This is a genomic window from Marinomonas sp. 63XJN7_9_ISO-PGPR-S23-217 (assembly GCF_056173515.1).
In genome coordinates, this window is the sequence record NZ_CM149678.1 from 5,131,472 (window position 1) to 5,145,435 (window position 13,964).

At 46.4% G+C, this 13,964-nt stretch carries 22 protein-coding genes; 18 read left to right on the forward strand and 4 right to left on the reverse strand.

Annotation, left to right across the window (positions count from 1 at the left end; genetic code table 11):
• The first annotated feature begins 2 nt into the window (after positions 1–2).
• The 16 genes from AC0VYI_RS23805 (at position 3) to AC0VYI_RS23880 (ending at position 7,062) form a co-directional block, all read left to right on the forward strand.
• Positions 3–221 (forward strand): hypothetical protein, encoded by a 219-nt coding sequence (locus AC0VYI_RS23805; RefSeq protein ID WP_475446050.1) that lies wholly within the window; start codon positions 3–5, stop codon positions 219–221.
• A complete protein-coding gene (locus tag AC0VYI_RS23810) occupies positions 214–639 on the forward strand; it encodes a hypothetical protein (protein ID WP_475446052.1) in 426 nt (141 codons plus the stop codon). Before AC0VYI_RS23805 ends, AC0VYI_RS23810 begins: the two co-directional genes overlap by 8 nt.
• Positions 636–1,133 (forward strand): hypothetical protein, encoded by a 498-nt coding sequence (locus AC0VYI_RS23815; protein ID WP_475446054.1) that lies wholly within the window; start codon positions 636–638, stop codon positions 1,131–1,133. Before AC0VYI_RS23810 ends, AC0VYI_RS23815 begins: the two co-directional genes overlap by 4 nt.
• On the forward strand, positions 1,130–1,822 hold the full coding sequence (locus AC0VYI_RS23820; RefSeq protein WP_475446056.1) for a hypothetical protein: 693 nt from the start codon (positions 1,130–1,132) through the stop codon (positions 1,820–1,822). Before AC0VYI_RS23815 ends, AC0VYI_RS23820 begins: the two co-directional genes overlap by 4 nt.
• A 273-nt stretch (positions 1,823–2,095) precedes the next feature.
• Positions 2,096–2,884: a major capsid protein P2 gene (locus AC0VYI_RS23825; RefSeq protein ID WP_475446058.1), complete on the forward strand. Its 789-nt coding sequence runs from the start codon at positions 2,096–2,098 to the stop codon at positions 2,882–2,884.
• An 8-nt stretch (positions 2,885–2,892) separates the two neighbouring features.
• Positions 2,893–3,228, forward strand: coding sequence for a hypothetical protein (locus AC0VYI_RS23830; protein ID WP_475446060.1), 336 nt, complete (start codon positions 2,893–2,895; stop codon positions 3,226–3,228).
• A 1-nt stretch (position 3,229) separates the two neighbouring features.
• On the forward strand, positions 3,230–3,376 hold the full coding sequence (locus AC0VYI_RS23835) for a hypothetical protein (protein WP_475446062.1): 147 nt from the start codon (positions 3,230–3,232) through the stop codon (positions 3,374–3,376).
• An 83-nt stretch (positions 3,377–3,459) separates the two neighbouring features.
• Positions 3,460–3,693 (forward strand): hypothetical protein, encoded by a 234-nt coding sequence (locus tag AC0VYI_RS23840; RefSeq protein ID WP_475446064.1) that lies wholly within the window; start codon positions 3,460–3,462, stop codon positions 3,691–3,693.
• Positions 3,690–4,076, forward strand: a complete 387-nt coding sequence (locus AC0VYI_RS23845; protein ID WP_475446065.1) for a hypothetical protein — start codon at positions 3,690–3,692, stop codon at positions 4,074–4,076. The genes AC0VYI_RS23840 and AC0VYI_RS23845 overlap by 4 nt, the downstream gene beginning before the upstream one ends.
• The gene (locus tag AC0VYI_RS23850) at positions 4,063–4,656 is read left to right on the forward strand and encodes a hypothetical protein (RefSeq protein ID WP_475446067.1); all 594 of its coding nucleotides are present in this window, start codon (positions 4,063–4,065) and stop codon (positions 4,654–4,656) included. Before AC0VYI_RS23845 ends, AC0VYI_RS23850 begins: the two co-directional genes overlap by 14 nt.
• Positions 4,653–5,447 carry a hypothetical protein gene (locus AC0VYI_RS23855; RefSeq protein WP_475446069.1) on the forward strand — a complete coding sequence of 265 codons (795 nt, stop codon included), beginning with the start codon at positions 4,653–4,655 and terminating at the stop codon, positions 5,445–5,447. Before AC0VYI_RS23850 ends, AC0VYI_RS23855 begins: the two co-directional genes overlap by 4 nt.
• A complete protein-coding gene (locus AC0VYI_RS23860) occupies positions 5,444–5,839 on the forward strand; it encodes a hypothetical protein (protein ID WP_475446071.1) in 396 nt (131 codons plus the stop codon). Before AC0VYI_RS23855 ends, AC0VYI_RS23860 begins: the two co-directional genes overlap by 4 nt.
• A 47-nt stretch (positions 5,840–5,886) precedes the next feature.
• On the forward strand, positions 5,887–6,240 hold the full coding sequence (locus AC0VYI_RS23865; RefSeq protein WP_475446073.1) for a phage tail fiber protein: 354 nt from the start codon (positions 5,887–5,889) through the stop codon (positions 6,238–6,240).
• The gene (locus AC0VYI_RS23870; RefSeq protein ID WP_475446075.1) at positions 6,240–6,722 is read left to right on the forward strand and encodes a structural protein; all 483 of its coding nucleotides are present in this window, start codon (positions 6,240–6,242) and stop codon (positions 6,720–6,722) included. Before AC0VYI_RS23865 ends, AC0VYI_RS23870 begins: the two co-directional genes overlap by 1 nt.
• Positions 6,719–6,859, forward strand: a complete 141-nt coding sequence (locus AC0VYI_RS23875) for a hypothetical protein (RefSeq protein ID WP_199478196.1) — start codon at positions 6,719–6,721, stop codon at positions 6,857–6,859. The genes AC0VYI_RS23870 and AC0VYI_RS23875 overlap by 4 nt, the downstream gene beginning before the upstream one ends.
• An 8-nt stretch (positions 6,860–6,867) precedes the next feature.
• The gene (locus AC0VYI_RS23880; RefSeq protein WP_475446077.1) at positions 6,868–7,062 is read left to right on the forward strand and encodes a phage holin; all 195 of its coding nucleotides are present in this window, start codon (positions 6,868–6,870) and stop codon (positions 7,060–7,062) included.
• 26 nt (positions 7,063–7,088) lie between these two features.
• Here the strand turns inward: AC0VYI_RS23880 and AC0VYI_RS23885 are convergent, their stop codons facing one another.
• The 4 genes from AC0VYI_RS23885 to AC0VYI_RS23900 all read right to left on the reverse strand — a co-directional run bounded on the left by AC0VYI_RS23885 (position 7,089) and on the right by AC0VYI_RS23900 (position 11,212).
• Positions 7,089–7,433 carry a hypothetical protein gene (locus AC0VYI_RS23885; protein WP_475446079.1) on the reverse strand — a complete coding sequence of 115 codons (345 nt, stop codon included), beginning with the start codon at positions 7,431–7,433 and terminating at the stop codon, positions 7,089–7,091.
• A gap of 484 nt (positions 7,434–7,917) precedes the next feature.
• Positions 7,918–8,769 carry an ABC transporter substrate-binding protein gene (locus tag AC0VYI_RS23890; protein ID WP_199478015.1) on the reverse strand — a complete coding sequence of 284 codons (852 nt, stop codon included), beginning with the start codon at positions 8,767–8,769 and terminating at the stop codon, positions 7,918–7,920.
• A 27-nt stretch (positions 8,770–8,796) separates the two neighbouring features.
• The gene (locus tag AC0VYI_RS23895) at positions 8,797–9,669 is read right to left on the reverse strand and encodes a phytanoyl-CoA dioxygenase family protein (RefSeq protein WP_475446081.1); all 873 of its coding nucleotides are present in this window, start codon (positions 9,667–9,669) and stop codon (positions 8,797–8,799) included.
• A gap of 22 nt (positions 9,670–9,691) precedes the next feature.
• Positions 9,692–11,212, reverse strand: coding sequence for an amino acid ABC transporter permease/ATP-binding protein (locus AC0VYI_RS23900; protein ID WP_475446082.1), 1,521 nt, complete (start codon positions 11,210–11,212; stop codon positions 9,692–9,694).
• Between the two features lie 396 nt (positions 11,213–11,608).
• Between AC0VYI_RS23900 and AC0VYI_RS23905 the strand changes: the two genes are divergently transcribed.
• Together AC0VYI_RS23905 and AC0VYI_RS23910 are read left to right on the forward strand one after the other, a co-directional pair.
• The gene (locus AC0VYI_RS23905; RefSeq protein ID WP_067020041.1) at positions 11,609–12,523 is read left to right on the forward strand and encodes a LysR family transcriptional regulator; all 915 of its coding nucleotides are present in this window, start codon (positions 11,609–11,611) and stop codon (positions 12,521–12,523) included.
• 170 nt (positions 12,524–12,693) lie between these two features.
• The gene (locus tag AC0VYI_RS23910) at positions 12,694–13,953 is read left to right on the forward strand and encodes a flavin-containing monooxygenase (protein WP_475446085.1); all 1,260 of its coding nucleotides are present in this window, start codon (positions 12,694–12,696) and stop codon (positions 13,951–13,953) included.
• The last annotated feature ends 11 nt before the right edge of the window (positions 13,954–13,964 follow it).

The following is a 13,964-nucleotide window of genomic DNA, read 5'->3' on the forward strand; positions in this document are numbered from 1 at the left end:
AAATGGAAAACAGCGAGTTAGAAGCACTACTAAAAAAACGAACCGAGGCGCAAGTCAATCTATCCGAAGCCTTAAAGGGATTAAGCGGGGTTAGCCCTATGGCTTTGATGGCGGGCGGCTTTAAAAGCCTTGGTGGTGTGGCCGCGCAATTTGAAAGCGTGGCGCACCTTAATGATCTGGTGATCACTGAACTAGCAACGAGGGCCCTAGAAAATGGCTAATACTATTGGATTTATTCAGTGCTCGGAACGGCACTGTAACGAAGTGGCAGAAGTGCGCAAAGCAACGGGCAAGCGTCAATCGCTTTATACCGTTTGTCCTGCATGTGGCACTAACCAAGGGCACGGCGTAGCCCGTCAAAAATACCTAGCGGATAACCTAAAGGCTACTCGCGAAGAATTGGAGACGGCACCTAAAACCGATACCGAAGAAACCGCCGCTATACCAAGTGAACAAGCGGCTTCCAGCGTTTCGGACAATACCGAAACGATACCTAAAGAGAAGCCTAAAGATATACCTAAAGGCACCCCAACCGCTCCACCTGTTTTGCTGGGTGCTTTGGCGTTAATCGCGGCATTAATTACGGCAATTTTTGCCACTCGTAAGCCATCTAATAAACCTAAAGGACAAACAGCATGAGTGAAGAACAATTAGACATGATTGATGATCAACAAACAGGCGAACTACCACAAGACCAAGCCGACTTTTTAAAATCTTTGGAAGCAGAAGAGGCCGCCGAAAGTGCCGACCCTGAGCAAGAAAAAGCGGAGGAAATGGAAGCCGAAAAACAAGCGGCTACGGATGCACAAACCGCAAAAATAACAGCAACGGGCGGTTTGGGGATGATTGAGTTTGCGTTACGTCGTGTTATTCACCCTGAGTTTGAGTTTACCTCCAGCACCAAGGAATACGCCATAGAGAATCTAAGCCCCGTCTTGATCAAGTACGGGGCTTTGTTGCCGGAATGGTTGAGCGCATACGATGCCGAAATTAAAGCGGCTATGGCCGTGGGTAAACTTGTAAGCGAGGGCATGGATACGGCTAAAAGCCTAAAGGCTCAAGAAGCCGCCAAAGATGCCAGCCAAGACCGTAATGAACCACAAGAAAAAGAGCGTGTACGGGTGGCCGCATGATTCTACAACCTAAAAACCCTAACAACCGACTAAGCGCTGAACACGCGCTTTTTGTCGGTTCGTCTGGCTCTGGTAAAACCACAGGGGTAAAACAGGTGGGCGTGATCAAAGCAACGGATCAAGTCGCCTTGTTTGACCCCTATTGTGATTATGAAGTGCTTTGTGGTCGAGAGGTACGCCGCTACACGTCATTAGCGGCCTTTGCTCGCGCTCTGTTTTCTGCTCGTAGGACTGAGACAGGCAGAGGCTTTAAGATTGCTTACTCACCTAAAGATGGTGCCAACGCGAAGAACCTAGAGGCATTTTCTAGGGTGATTTGGGGGGCGGGTGATGGTAATCACAAGAAACCTTTGAAAGTCGTCTTTGAAGAACTCGCCAAATGTGTGACGACCAGCGGCGCGGCGCGTGGTGCCTTTGGTGAAATCCTAACGGGTGGCCGTAAATTTGGTATTCATGCCATTTGTATTTTCCAACGTGGTCAAGAAGTACCAAAAACAGTTATGGGGCAATGTTCGATTAAATGGGTTGGCCGCCAAGAGCGCAAAAAAGACGCGGTGTATTTGGCTGACGAATTAGATTTACCCGTTGATAGCATTATCAAGCTACCGCGATACCACTACCTAATGAAAACCGCCGACCACAACATAGGCCAATTTGATCAAGGCAAGCTTAGAAAACTGGCCGCCTAACGCCCTTCTAATGTAAAGAAAGTGTAAATAATAGCCTCAATATACCTTTAGGTATCGGGGCTTTTTTGCGTCTTGACGGATACCTAAACGGTTTTCGTATATTTCGTCCTGTTCAACGCATTTATTCATTAACTCGAACAGGAAAACTTATGAACACAAAAAAATACGTTCCTATGATCGTGGTCGCACTTCTAGTGTCTGCCGCCGTCGTATGGGCAACTAACAATGTAGACGCCGTCGAAAACATTTTAGGCGATTAATTAGGAGGTTTTTATGTTGTTAATTCGAAAACCTGCTAACTCGTTAAATGGTGTGGCATTTGGTGCAAAAGCGTCTTTAGCTTTGCCCCCTGGTCCGACTTATAACGAAATCCATTTGATTACGTCGCTGACAGCTGCGCAAGTACGCCAAGTGTCCATCACATTGAACGGTGACACCATTATTCAAGTTAGCGGTGCAGACTTGGAAATGTTAGAGCGATACAAAGGGAACTATGTAGAAGCGGGTGTTTTTGTTATTCCGTTTACTAATCCTAACGCGAAAAACCACACGGGTGGTTTATTTGGCGGTTTAGTCACGGTGCCGGGTGAAAACATCACACTAGAAATTGAAATCGGGGACGGTGAAGGTGTGCCGAAAATTGATGTAGTCACTTATCAGGCTCCCGCTTTAGCGCAGCGCGAATGGTTAACTCGTATTCGTACACACACAATGCAAGCTAACGCTGACGGATGGAATGATTTTTCAACACTTCCCACTGGCGTTGCAATCAACCTACGCCGTGTTTTCTTTAAAGGGGCTGTAAACCGTCTAAAAGTTGAGCGAGACAATCTGATTTTGTTTGACGCAAAAGCAGATGGTCAGGCATTCCAACAACGCAGACTTAAACGTTTCCCACAAGATGGCGTCTTTGTGTTCGACCCGACAATGTACGGGTATGAGCAGGCTGACGTGCTAAACACTGGCCACAACTCAGAGTTTGTTTTTCGTGCAGAAGTTGGTGTATCGGGGGCTATTCCTATTCTTGTTGAGTCAGTCGAGCGAGTGGCTGTAACAGCTTAGGGGGTCTTATGTCTGGTATCTGGGGAAGTATCACGGGTGCTGTTGATAGTGCAACAAACACCATTAGTAGCGCTTACGACAGCGCGGCGGGGACAGTATCCGAGTGGTGGAACTCTACAGAAGACAATGAAGCCGCACCAAGCACGTACCAGCAACAAGCCACGGCTGAAAAGTTGGCCGAGGGTTCAGCACTGCCACAGCGACAAACAGCGCAAAACAACACAGGTGCAACAGTCACAAAGACAGGATACACCGCTAGCTCTTCAACACCGCTGTACTTAATTGGCGGCGGTGTGCTGTTAGTCGTGTTGTTGATGCTGTTTGTCATGATGAGGGGGAAATAACATGCCATTGGTTTTATTGGCCCCTCTTTTATCTGGGGCGGTTGGATTCGTCGGCGGTTGGTGGGCTGGCTCGTCATTTGGCTGGATTAAGTGGCTCATTATTGCGGCTCTGGCTTGGTTCGCGGCGCATAAAATGGGGGTGATCTAATGAAGTTGATCCCTTATTTACTTCGCTCTTTGATTGTTGCGGTGGTCTCGTTTTTCGTCTCTAAAAAAGTGGGGTTGTTGTAGATGGCTGACGATATTGCAAAAGCAGCATTAGCAGGTGGCTTGGGTATCAACTCAGGCGGCGGCGCGATCACGCCCGATTTGGGGTCAAGCGCGAGCAACAAAGGTGGCAATAATTCGCTAGGCGGCTTCAAGTTCGGTAACTACTACGCCGCCCCAAACTACACGCCGTGGATTATCGGCGCGGTGGCTCTGGCGGTGGTCTGGTACATGACAAAAGGGAAGAAAAGACGATGAAAGTAACTCGTGTTAACTGGCCTTATGACGTACCAGAAAAGCTGCTTAAGGCATGTGGCTCTGACTTCGAAATAATCCGAAATCAAGTACAGGATGGCATTTGCCACTTGTACAAATTTGAGTCTGAAACCGTTGATTTGCTCATGGCTACTCGTGGCGAAGAAACAACACGGGGTCGTGAGTTGGTGGTGGTGTGCATTGGTGGTGTAGGCATTAAAGCAGCGGGGCAATTCTTGATTGATAACGCCCTTAAAGCTGGTTTTGTGTCTATTCGCTATCACGTACAAAACCCAGTGACTGACCGTCTTTATCGTCAATTTGGTGGAAAAGAGATTGATAGGGTCTATCAAGTAGTGCCCAAGGGGGTGAATGATGGGCGGTAGTTCAAGCAGTTCAAATACAACCAAAAACGATGTCACGAACTACTCATTACAAGGTATCGAGTCCGACGGGACAGTTATTGCTGGTAACAATAATACAGTGACTGCCACGGATCACGGAGCAGTTAAGGGCGCGCTGGATTTTGCGAGTGATCAAAGCAAAAGATCATTAGATTTCGCAAAGGATCAAAGTAAGAGAGCGTTTGGCTTTGGTGATAACGCACTTGAGCTCGCTGATAAAGTTGTTGACTCAAACAAAGACGTAACGAAAAAAGCGCTAGACACGAACGAGAACGTCTCAAAGTACGCGATTGATAAAAATAGCAAGCTCGCTGGTCGGACTGTCGATTTTGCTGATAACGCAATTGAGTCCGGTTTTGATTTGTCGAAAACGCTTGTTGATCAAAACACGGCAAATTCAGCGAATACCACGTTAGCCATCAAGGATCTAGCCAAGTCGCTGGCAACAGGCGGTGCGTCTGATGTGGCAAATCAATCAACAAAAATGGTGTACACAATGGGGGCCGTCTTTGCCGTTGTTGTTTTGGGCTTTGTATTAATGCTGGGGAGTCGTAAACGATGAAAATTGTATTAGAGCCATTGCAAGAGACGACTATCCCCGCTCGCGGTGAAACCGTTGTTTATCTGTCCGGTAGCGAACCGCTGTTAATTACGGCTGATGGTCGGCGCGCTGAGATTCCGCCAGAGTCTCAAAACACGTTCAAGCCATTTGAATCTGTGACACTGCAAAACATGGGCACTATCCGTGCTGAATTTGAAGTACTCGTCGTCGATGGCATTTATCAATCACACACGAATGGCTCAAACGTTCGTGCCAGCATTGACAACCCGCTGTCGATCACAAATCCAATCGTTAGCGCGTTGACATCATTCGTTGGTTCTGTGCTCAACATTCGAAAAATCACAGAAACACTGAATATTCGAACGATCACAGAGACGTTAAAAACTCATATTGAAAACACGGTCACGGCGCAAATCACAGGGGAGGTGAACACACGACAAATCACGGAAACGCTGAACATTAGAGAGATCACGGAAACGATTGAAACAAACGTGATGAATACAGTCACGGCGCAAATTGCGGGGCTAGTCAGTACGCAAGAAAAAGCCGCGACGAGTATAAAAACGTCTGAAAAGACATTCACGGCTGGCGAATCGTTCACGATCCCAACCAACACAAACCGCCGCGATATCACTATCACGGCATCAGAAAAAAACACCGACGTGGTGACAGCTGCAGGGGTTCCTCTTCGCGCTGGTCAGTATGTTGGCTTAGATAACTTTATAGGGGCGGTAACGGCTCAAGCCGTGGCCGCTGACGACAAAATTTTAATAACTGAGGTAACCAAATGAACATAGGAAAACAATCAACGCTTAATGATTTGAACGACTTACAAATCAGTCTAGAAGCGAAAATCGAAGAAGCAAAAAACATCAAAGTTGGTGAAGTCTCACAAATTGAAACTGGGAATTTAAGCTCTGGTAGTGTACACGACCCGCGCCCAAGCGGTGTTTATCATGTTAATTATCCTGCTGTTTCCGATGCTCCATTTGATTCATACGGTATGTTGATGCATATGCAATTCCCACAAGGGCCAGAGTGGAATGCTGGTCTATTTGTAGCATGGGGCGGACGTGTCTCGATACTAACAAGAGAAGCGAACGAAAACGGCGATACACATACAACGCTGCTGACAGATAGAAACACAATCACAGACGCAAACGGCTTTATCAAAGCAGCTTAGCCGCTGCTTTACTAGATCAACTTTTTAATTAATCAGGACTTTAGAACATGGCAACAATTCAAAAAACCGCCGCACTTAACTTGTTAGCTGACGGCACAAACAAAGACAGCACTGAGCCACAAATGACGACCACTCGCCAAGAATTGGGCGTGTACAAGGTTGGCGGTGTGGTGCTCGGCTTAGCGTCCGAAGGATGGACGACAAGCATCAAAGAAGACGCAAACGGTGATAAAACCATTTCACTATCTACTGAAAAAGTAGACGACGGGGTTATCGTTCGCACTTTTGAGCGTGGTACACAAACACCGTGTGACATCATCGGCGCGTTAACGCTTCGCTTTGATGTCGAAATTGAAGCGCCAGACTACGAGCCAGTAACACAAACACAAGGCGCGGCATAATGAACAAGCTAGTGCTGGCCGCTGGCGGTCTAGCGCTGGCTTACGCAATATACAGGACAAGCAGAATGTTAGCAGTCGATAACGTGCGCGGCATGCGCAACCACAACCCAATGAACGTGAAAGACTCGTCTATTTTGTGGAATGGGGAGACAGGCCAAAACCTCGACCCCGTATTTGAGGAATTTAAACACTACTCGGACGGTATCCGAGCGGGTGCGAAATTGCTTGTGAACTATAACAAGCTTTACGGCTTAAACACGGTACAGGGCTTAATCAATCGTTACGCGCCACCAAGTGACGACAACCCGACCACAGCCTATGTGCAGCACGTAGCGGATTATCTAGGCGTATCGCCAACACAACCGCTAGACGTGCAAGGCAGCTTAGTACAGCTATGTAAGGCAATAATTCATTTTGAGATTGGCGCGGTGCCGTTCTCAACGTGGTACATCAAAAACAGCGTAAAGGAACTATTAGCATGAAAAAGAAAGGTATCGTAGGCTCAATCGTAGCGGCGGTTGTTACCGTTGCTCTAGGCTTTTACACACCATTACCTAGTGTCGCAATCGCCCCTATTGCTAATTGGCTTGGTGATCAATCTCAAGACTTAGTAGATTAAGAGGTAACATGGATAGACTGACAACAACCGCTTACGGATCGTCATTTGTGGCACTATTTGGCGGCATGACGACAAACGATGTAGCAATGATCGGCGGCTTGATGGTCGGCGTAGCAACATTCGCTGTAAACTGTTACTTCAAACGGGAGCATCTAAAAATCGCCAGGCGAAACGCAGAGCAAGAAGCAGAAAAAAAGGGCTGAATTAATCAGCCCTTTTTGTGTCTTGGTTACTTACAATCAAACGTAAGTGTTACTGTTCTATTTTGCGCCAAGACTGAGTGACCAAGTAAGAAATTAGAGGCCGTGTTGGCCATGCTTGATGTGTCGTCGTCAACATCATAATCGTTCTTAGCGTCCGTCTTCTCATCGATCACATAAAAGCCTTTGTTGTATTTCATGCACTCATGCTTAGCAGTGTTTAGCGCAATCTTTTTAGCGGTTGCCACATCACCATCATCAACACTTGCTTCGGCTGTGTAACCTTCTTTCATCGGTGTAACAGTTCCAAGGATAGGTTGTTGAGCACAACCACCAAGAATGAAGGTTCCTAGTAAAATGGATATCTTCTTCATAACGTCCTAACGTCCCTAATTTTTGTCATTGAGAAAACGCATTAAAACATAAGAATTACAAAATGTTGACACTAAATAAAATAAGAGCATTTTAGTGTCCATATAGTGACCACAAAGACCACATTAATAGACGCTAAAAGACATTAAATAAAAACAAAAAAGCCAGTAAAACCGCTATATACAGCGTTTTTACTGGCTAGGGAAAGGCCCCGATTAGGAGCCTTTGTTACGATAACGCTCAAAAAATTGCTTATTTTGGTGCCTGTCCATAGAGAAGATGCCTAAAAACATCTTATAAGCCTATTAAATAAAGGTAGGAGTTTACGGAAATGTGGATAGTTCTACAACGTGATCGGTCGCTTTATCTATGATAAACAGAGGAAGTACCCGCTCAATGATGAACATTAAGCGGATGAAGGCGAGACGAATCCATCAGTGATACCGTCACGCATAAGAGGGAATCATGCCCTCTTATATTGTGGTTCTAAGGCTGTTTCGGCATTAACTGCGCAATATCTTCTGCAGTCGGCGCTTGGAAGTGGTACTTCTTCAGCAAAGCAGCGTACTCAGGCGTTTTACTGAACGCCTTTAAGCCTTTGATTAAGGCTTGACGAACCTCCTCGTTGCCTTTTTTCACCCCCCAACCATTTAACACGGGGTAGATCAGAGTATCGGAAGAAATCACCACTCTATTACCCGTTTTTTCTACTACGCCTCGCGCCACAGCGGCATCGGTAATTTGTGCCTCAACGGCATGAGATAACATAGCTTGGGTTGCCTGAGGGTCCGTTGGGTATTCACTGATTGAAATGGGTTTCAAACCCTTCGCTTCACAATAGTCTTTTGACAGTTTTTTAAGCGGTTTCAGCCACGCAGTCCCCGCCATGGAGCCAACTTTATGCCCACAAAAATCTTCAGGCACTTTAGGTTGATAGGCCGCTCCTTTAATGGACAAGATAGCATCCCCACTTTTTAGGTAGGGAATCATATCAATGACTTTCAAGCGATCGGCTGTGATGTACATTGAAGAATTGATAATGTCAAAACGGCCACCACGTAACCCCGGGATCAAGTTCGCCCAACGAGTATCCACATCGACGACCTGACGACCAATCACTTTGCCAAGGCCGGCTAGAAACTCAATATCAAATCCTTTTGGGGTGTTATCTTTCATGTATTCATAGGGATAGAAAGTCATATCCGACCCCGCAATTAACTTTCCAGGCTCTTTGAAATCAGCCAATGCATTGCAGGAAGCAAAAGAGATGCTCGCTCCCACGACACCAGTTACGACAGAACGAATAGTCGAGCGTTTAACACAGGTATATAACGTCATAAGAAATCCTCTCGTTAGTTTAATGGATCAAGCGCCGATAAGGTCTTTTCCTGCTTGTTGGACAAAGAAGGAGGCACCTTTGGGTTTTTGTGGCAATTTCAATTGGTTCGCGGTACTGCGAATTTCACCGCTACCGGTCCCCCAAACAAGCGTTCCGGTATGAATGCTTGGCAAAGGATTGTCACCATAAGGCAAGGCATCTTCTGCGGCATAAACACTGATGAATAAAGTTCGAGGAAATTCCGTTTCATTGGGACTAGAGGCATGCAACAAGCGCGTGTGCATAAAACACACTGAGCCTGCTTTGCCGTAGCAGGCGACGGGGGCCTGGCAATTTTCTTGCTCCACTTGAGCACTCACTGAACCCATAAAACGCTCACCATCCCAATGTGAGAAAAGTGGTCCCTTATGGCTTCTTGGAATTACTTGTAATGGCCCATTGTCAGGGGTGACATCACTTATCATTAAGAGACTGGTTACCAAGTCATCATTACTGTGTGGCGTAAAGAGAAAATCTTGGTGCCATTTCACCTGAGTTGTCGTGTGCGGCAACTTAGAATTGATTTTACTATGATGCAAACGGGTGCCACGGTGGCCGACTAATTGCCCCGCAATGTGTGCCACTTTAGACGCCAACGCCGTGTGCTTGAATGCCGCTGAAATTTCAGTTGGCGATGCAACGCGACGCAATGAGGGATGATCTGAGCGGTGGTCGCTTTCGATATCAAACCGCGCCCGCCCGTCTAAGGTTTCTCCCCAAGGCTCTGCATAGTGGCGACTGTCTTCAACCCATGCATCAAAGTCTGCTTGAAGGGCAGCCACTTCCGATTCAGACACTACGTTATCCACCACGAGAAAACCCTGTTCGTGGTACTGATCTATTTGCCATTGTTCTATCACGAGCGACTCCGTCAGTATGCAATCAAGCCAAAGAGACATCTTTCAGAAAGGCCTCTACCCGAGGATTTCTCCCTTCCCTCAAGACCTGCGGCGCGTCATCACACACCACTCGCCCTTGCTCCATAAAGACAATTCGATCGGAAACCTTGAAGGCAAAGTTCATTTCGTGGGTAACAATCACCATCGTGATGCCTTCGCGGGCCAAGTCTTCGATGACTTGCAGCACTTCGTTGACTTTTTCGGGGTCCAAAGCGGAAGTGGGTTCATCAAATAACATGATTTGCGGCCGCATCATTAGAGCTCGCGCGATGGCGACACGCTGCTGTTGACCGCCGGATAATTGGTGCGGATATTTCCAAGCGTGCTCCAGCATGCCTACCTTATCGAGCAGTTGATACGCCTGAAGTTCCAGATCAGTACGGCTCCCCATTTTGTGATAGCGCGGCGCAAGTAATAGGTTGTCGATGACTTTTAAATGCGGAAACAAGTTAAAGCTTTGAAACACCATTCCTATCTTGGTTCTGTGCTCTGAATGCTCAATAAACCGCGATTTATCCGCGCCATGACGCAATAGCTTCAAGAATGGACTGCCATTAATATCAATTTCCCCATTGTCCAACTGCTCAAGCCCATTCAACAAGCGGATCAAAGTGGTCTTACCAGAGCCAGAAGGACCAATAATAGAGACGACCTCCCCACTATTCACGCTCATGTTGACTGAGCCCAACACTTCTATATCGTTATAACTTTTGTGCAGTCTTGACGCTTTCAGAGCGGGTCCATCAAACTCCGCCTGTGGCACCACTGGATGGGCAGGGGCACGACGAACACTTTCCATGAGTTCAACCGATGGCTGACGAGCACTTTTCCCCATTGTCACATCTAAGTAGTTTTCGAGTTGTTTTAATAAGAAATCAAACACTGTCACAATCATGACGTAATAAGCCGCTACCGCCGCCATGGTTTCCAATACCAAAAAATTCTGGGTATAGAGACGTTGGCCTACCATTAAAATTTCGGTTAAGGAAATCACTGAGACCAGAGACGTCAACTTCACAATCGAAATGTATTCGTTTGTTAAAGCGGGTAAGGCAACTCTGATAGCTTGCGGAATCACCACCAGCCATTGAATCCCGACAAAGCGAATGCCCAACGCTCTGGCCGCTTCCCCCTGCCCTTTCGTAATAGAGAGCAAGCCACCACGATGAATTTCAGCAATATAGGCACTTTCACACAGCACCATGGCAATCAATCCCGCCCAAAAAGGACTCGCCAGAACCGTGCTGCTAGCGGGAAAAATCTGCGGCATGTTGTAAACAAAAATGAGCAACACAAGGAGCGGTAAACTGCGAAAAAACCATATATAAATTTTCGCTGGAACATTTAAAAGTACAAAACGAGACTGTTTTCCAAGTGCTAAAACAAAGCCGAATACAATACTTAATAGCCAGCTGGCCAAGCTGAGTTTTATCACCGTCAAGCTTGCCCACCAAAAATCCGCTAAGCGAAATAAGCTGAAAAAGTAATTCCAATCAAACGTCATAGAATGGCGACCTGTCTTCATAAGTGAATAAGAGCGAACTCTCAAAATGTGTGTCATCACTATGTAGGGAGATCTAGACGCCTAGCAATTATTATTTTTTTCTCTTCTAGTTTTAAAAAAACTATCTAAGCCACTCGCCTCATAATAAAGCACCCTTTCATCTACTAACTTAAATAAATACAAGTACTTTTATTTATCGCACCAAACACAAACAAAAAATCACACCAAAATGGTGCATAAATTTAATTTATCTACGTTACTTTTTTAATGACTTTCTCAAGAGGGCCTTCTATCTGTTGGAAAATAGAAAGGTAACAAGCGGATGGCATACCGCTTGCAATATAAAGACTATAAACTAATCAAAACAAACAATAATTTCTCTATAGGTACTTTTCCATGCGGTATTTCACCTTAAAGCAGCTTTACTATTTTGCAACGGTTGTCGAAACCGAAAGCATTGCAGAAGCGTCTCGTAAATTGCATATCGCCCAACCCTCTATTTCGATTGCTATCAAAAATCTTGAGGACTCCTTCGGGCAGCAGCTTTTGATCAGACATCACGCACAAGGGGTTTCGCTGACGCCCAGCGGGCGACGATTTTATGATAAGGCGCGAGAACTACTCAGACTCTCCCATGAGTTTGAACAAAATACACTGGCGGCAAGCGACATCGCCAGTGGCAAAATCTCCATTGGGAGTTTTGAATCGGTTGCGCCTCTTTACATTCCAAAGTTGATCGCAGGTTTTAAACAGCAGTACCCGGATATAGAAATTCAACTGCACGATGGTGAACAACATGAAATCATGGTGGGATTACATCGGGGTCAATTCGATCTTGCTTTTTTATATGACCTGCAACTGGATAATTCGATTCGCAAAGAAACCTTAAATGCGCCACATAAGCCTTATGCACTTCTGCCTGCCAAGCATCCACTAGCACAAAAACGCTCGGTAACACTGGCTGAGCTAAGTCGCGAACCGATGGTTATATTGGATGTCATCCCCAGCCGAAATTATTTTTTAAGCCTGTTTACCGAGAAAGGTCTGCATCCAGAGATTGCATACGCTTCCCCCTCTATAGAAATGGTCCGCTGTATGGTGGGCCAGGGACAAGGATTTTCTGTGCTGGTTACCAAGCCCTGCACCAATATTACCTACGACGGTCAAGAACTGGCGTATCTTGATATTGAAGATGAAATGGAAAGCTCAACCTTAATCATGGCGTATTTGAAAACCAATGAACCGACGCATCCTGCGCGCTTATTTATGGATTATTGCCGCAGTGTCGATCTTGATAATAAAGAAGAGTAAATAGAACAAACTTAAACATAATTCGATGAACAAATTAAAAACATTTTATGCCATCGATATTTTTTCTATTTAGATCGTATATTTATAATATTTTACTGTCTTTATTCACTGCCATAAGCTGAGTTCATCCCTTTTGGGCAATTAACATCCGGCAATAAAGGCATTTACACATGACAGTGACTATTACAGACATCGACACACTGGTTGTCGGGGCAGGCCAAGCAGGTATTGCCATGAGCGAGCACTTAACTCGCCAAGAAGTACCGCATATCGTACTCGAGAAAAACCGTATTGCCGAAGCATGGCGAAGCCATCGATGGGACTCCCTTGTTGCAAATGGCCCCGCATGGCATGACCGCTTCCCTGGCATGACATTCCCAGGGGCTCACCCAGACAGCTTTGTCTCAAAAGACAAAGTCGCTGACTATTTCCAAGCCTATGCCCAGAAATTTGATGCTCCTGTCAAAACGGGGGTTGAAGTCTTTAGTGCGGTCCGCGATGAAGGTAACGGCGGTTTCATCATCGAAACATCAGAAGGCTCCTTTAAAGCGCAACGTATTGTCAGCGCCACCGGACCGTTTCAAATTCCGATCATTCCATCCATTGCGCCGACCGACCCTGAGCTCTACCAGATTCATTCTGCAAAATATTATAACCCCGAGCAGTTACCTGAAGGCGCCGTATTGGTCGTGGGAGCAGGGTCTTCCGGCGTACAAATTGCAGACGAACTAAACCGTGCTGGCAAACAAGTCTTTCTTTCGGTAGGCCCTCATGATCGACCACCTCGTAGCTATCGAGGCCGTGACTTTGTTTGGTGGCTTGGCGTACTGGGGTTATGGGATGCGGCAGCCAATGAGCCAGGCAAAGAGCATGTCACCATTGCCGTAAGCGGTGCAGAAGGCGGCAAAACCATCGACTTTCGAGAGTTAGCATCACAGGGGCTGAACCTTGTTGGTCGCACCAGTGCATTTGAAAATGGCGACGTATACTTTGATGGTGATTTGGCAAAGAATATTCGTGCAGGTGATGATAACTACCTTTCTCTGCTAGACCGCGCGGATGAATACGTCGCTCGACACGGTCTGGACTTACCTGAGGAACCAGACGCTCGGCACTTCCTAGCGGATCCTGAGTGCATGACCAACCCTACCGCCAAGCTTAACCTGAAAGCAGCGGGCATCAATACGATTATTTGGGCTACAGGTTTCGCCACGGATTACCGCTGGCTGAAGGTTAATGCCTTTGATGAGAACCATCAACCTAAACACCATCGCGGTGTTTCCAGCGAAGCAGGTATGTACTTTTTAGGCTTACCTTGGTTATCACGTCGTGGTTCTACCTTTATCTGGGGCGTTTGGCACGATGCAAAATACATCGCAGACCAAATCGTGATTCAACGCCAATACCAGTACTATCCAAATAACGTTTAGAGGCCAGCATC

Bases quoted from the DNA above. Each gene is read 5' to 3' on its own strand.
- AC0VYI_RS23845 (WP_475446065.1), top strand. From the start codon at position 3,690: ATGAAAGTAACTCGTGTTAACTGGCCTTATGACGTACCAGAAAAGCTG.
- AC0VYI_RS23825 (WP_475446058.1), top strand. From the start codon at position 2,096: ATGTTGTTAATTCGAAAACCTGCTAACTCGTTAAATGGTGTGGCATTT.
- AC0VYI_RS23910 (WP_475446085.1), top strand. From the start codon at position 12,694: ATGACAGTGACTATTACAGACATCGACACACTGGTTGTCGGGGCAGGC.
- AC0VYI_RS23890 (WP_199478015.1), bottom strand. From the start codon at position 8,769: ATGACGTTATATACCTGTGTTAAACGCTCGACTATTCGTTCTGTCGTA.
- AC0VYI_RS23815 (WP_475446054.1), top strand. From the start codon at position 636: ATGAGTGAAGAACAATTAGACATGATTGATGATCAACAAACAGGCGAA.
- AC0VYI_RS23805 (WP_475446050.1), top strand. From the start codon at position 3: ATGGAAAACAGCGAGTTAGAAGCACTACTAAAAAAACGAACCGAGGCG.
- AC0VYI_RS23905 (WP_067020041.1), top strand. From the start codon at position 11,609: ATGCGGTATTTCACCTTAAAGCAGCTTTACTATTTTGCAACGGTTGTC.
- AC0VYI_RS23840 (WP_475446064.1), top strand. From the start codon at position 3,460: ATGGCTGACGATATTGCAAAAGCAGCATTAGCAGGTGGCTTGGGTATC.
- AC0VYI_RS23875 (WP_199478196.1), top strand. From the start codon at position 6,719: ATGAAAAAGAAAGGTATCGTAGGCTCAATCGTAGCGGCGGTTGTTACC.
- AC0VYI_RS23870 (WP_475446075.1), top strand. From the start codon at position 6,240: ATGAACAAGCTAGTGCTGGCCGCTGGCGGTCTAGCGCTGGCTTACGCA.
- AC0VYI_RS23820 (WP_475446056.1), top strand. From the start codon at position 1,130: ATGATTCTACAACCTAAAAACCCTAACAACCGACTAAGCGCTGAACAC.
- AC0VYI_RS23880 (WP_475446077.1), top strand. From the start codon at position 6,868: ATGGATAGACTGACAACAACCGCTTACGGATCGTCATTTGTGGCACTA.
- AC0VYI_RS23850 (WP_475446067.1), top strand. From the start codon at position 4,063: ATGATGGGCGGTAGTTCAAGCAGTTCAAATACAACCAAAAACGATGTC.
- AC0VYI_RS23900 (WP_475446082.1), bottom strand. From the start codon at position 11,212: ATGACGTTTGATTGGAATTACTTTTTCAGCTTATTTCGCTTAGCGGAT.
- AC0VYI_RS23855 (WP_475446069.1), top strand. From the start codon at position 4,653: ATGAAAATTGTATTAGAGCCATTGCAAGAGACGACTATCCCCGCTCGC.
- AC0VYI_RS23835 (WP_475446062.1), top strand. From the start codon at position 3,230: ATGCCATTGGTTTTATTGGCCCCTCTTTTATCTGGGGCGGTTGGATTC.
- AC0VYI_RS23865 (WP_475446073.1), top strand. From the start codon at position 5,887: ATGGCAACAATTCAAAAAACCGCCGCACTTAACTTGTTAGCTGACGGC.
- AC0VYI_RS23830 (WP_475446060.1), top strand. From the start codon at position 2,893: ATGTCTGGTATCTGGGGAAGTATCACGGGTGCTGTTGATAGTGCAACA.
- AC0VYI_RS23860 (WP_475446071.1), top strand. From the start codon at position 5,444: ATGAACATAGGAAAACAATCAACGCTTAATGATTTGAACGACTTACAA.
- AC0VYI_RS23885 (WP_475446079.1), bottom strand. From the start codon at position 7,433: ATGAAGAAGATATCCATTTTACTAGGAACCTTCATTCTTGGTGGTTGT.
- AC0VYI_RS23810 (WP_475446052.1), top strand. From the start codon at position 214: ATGGCTAATACTATTGGATTTATTCAGTGCTCGGAACGGCACTGTAAC.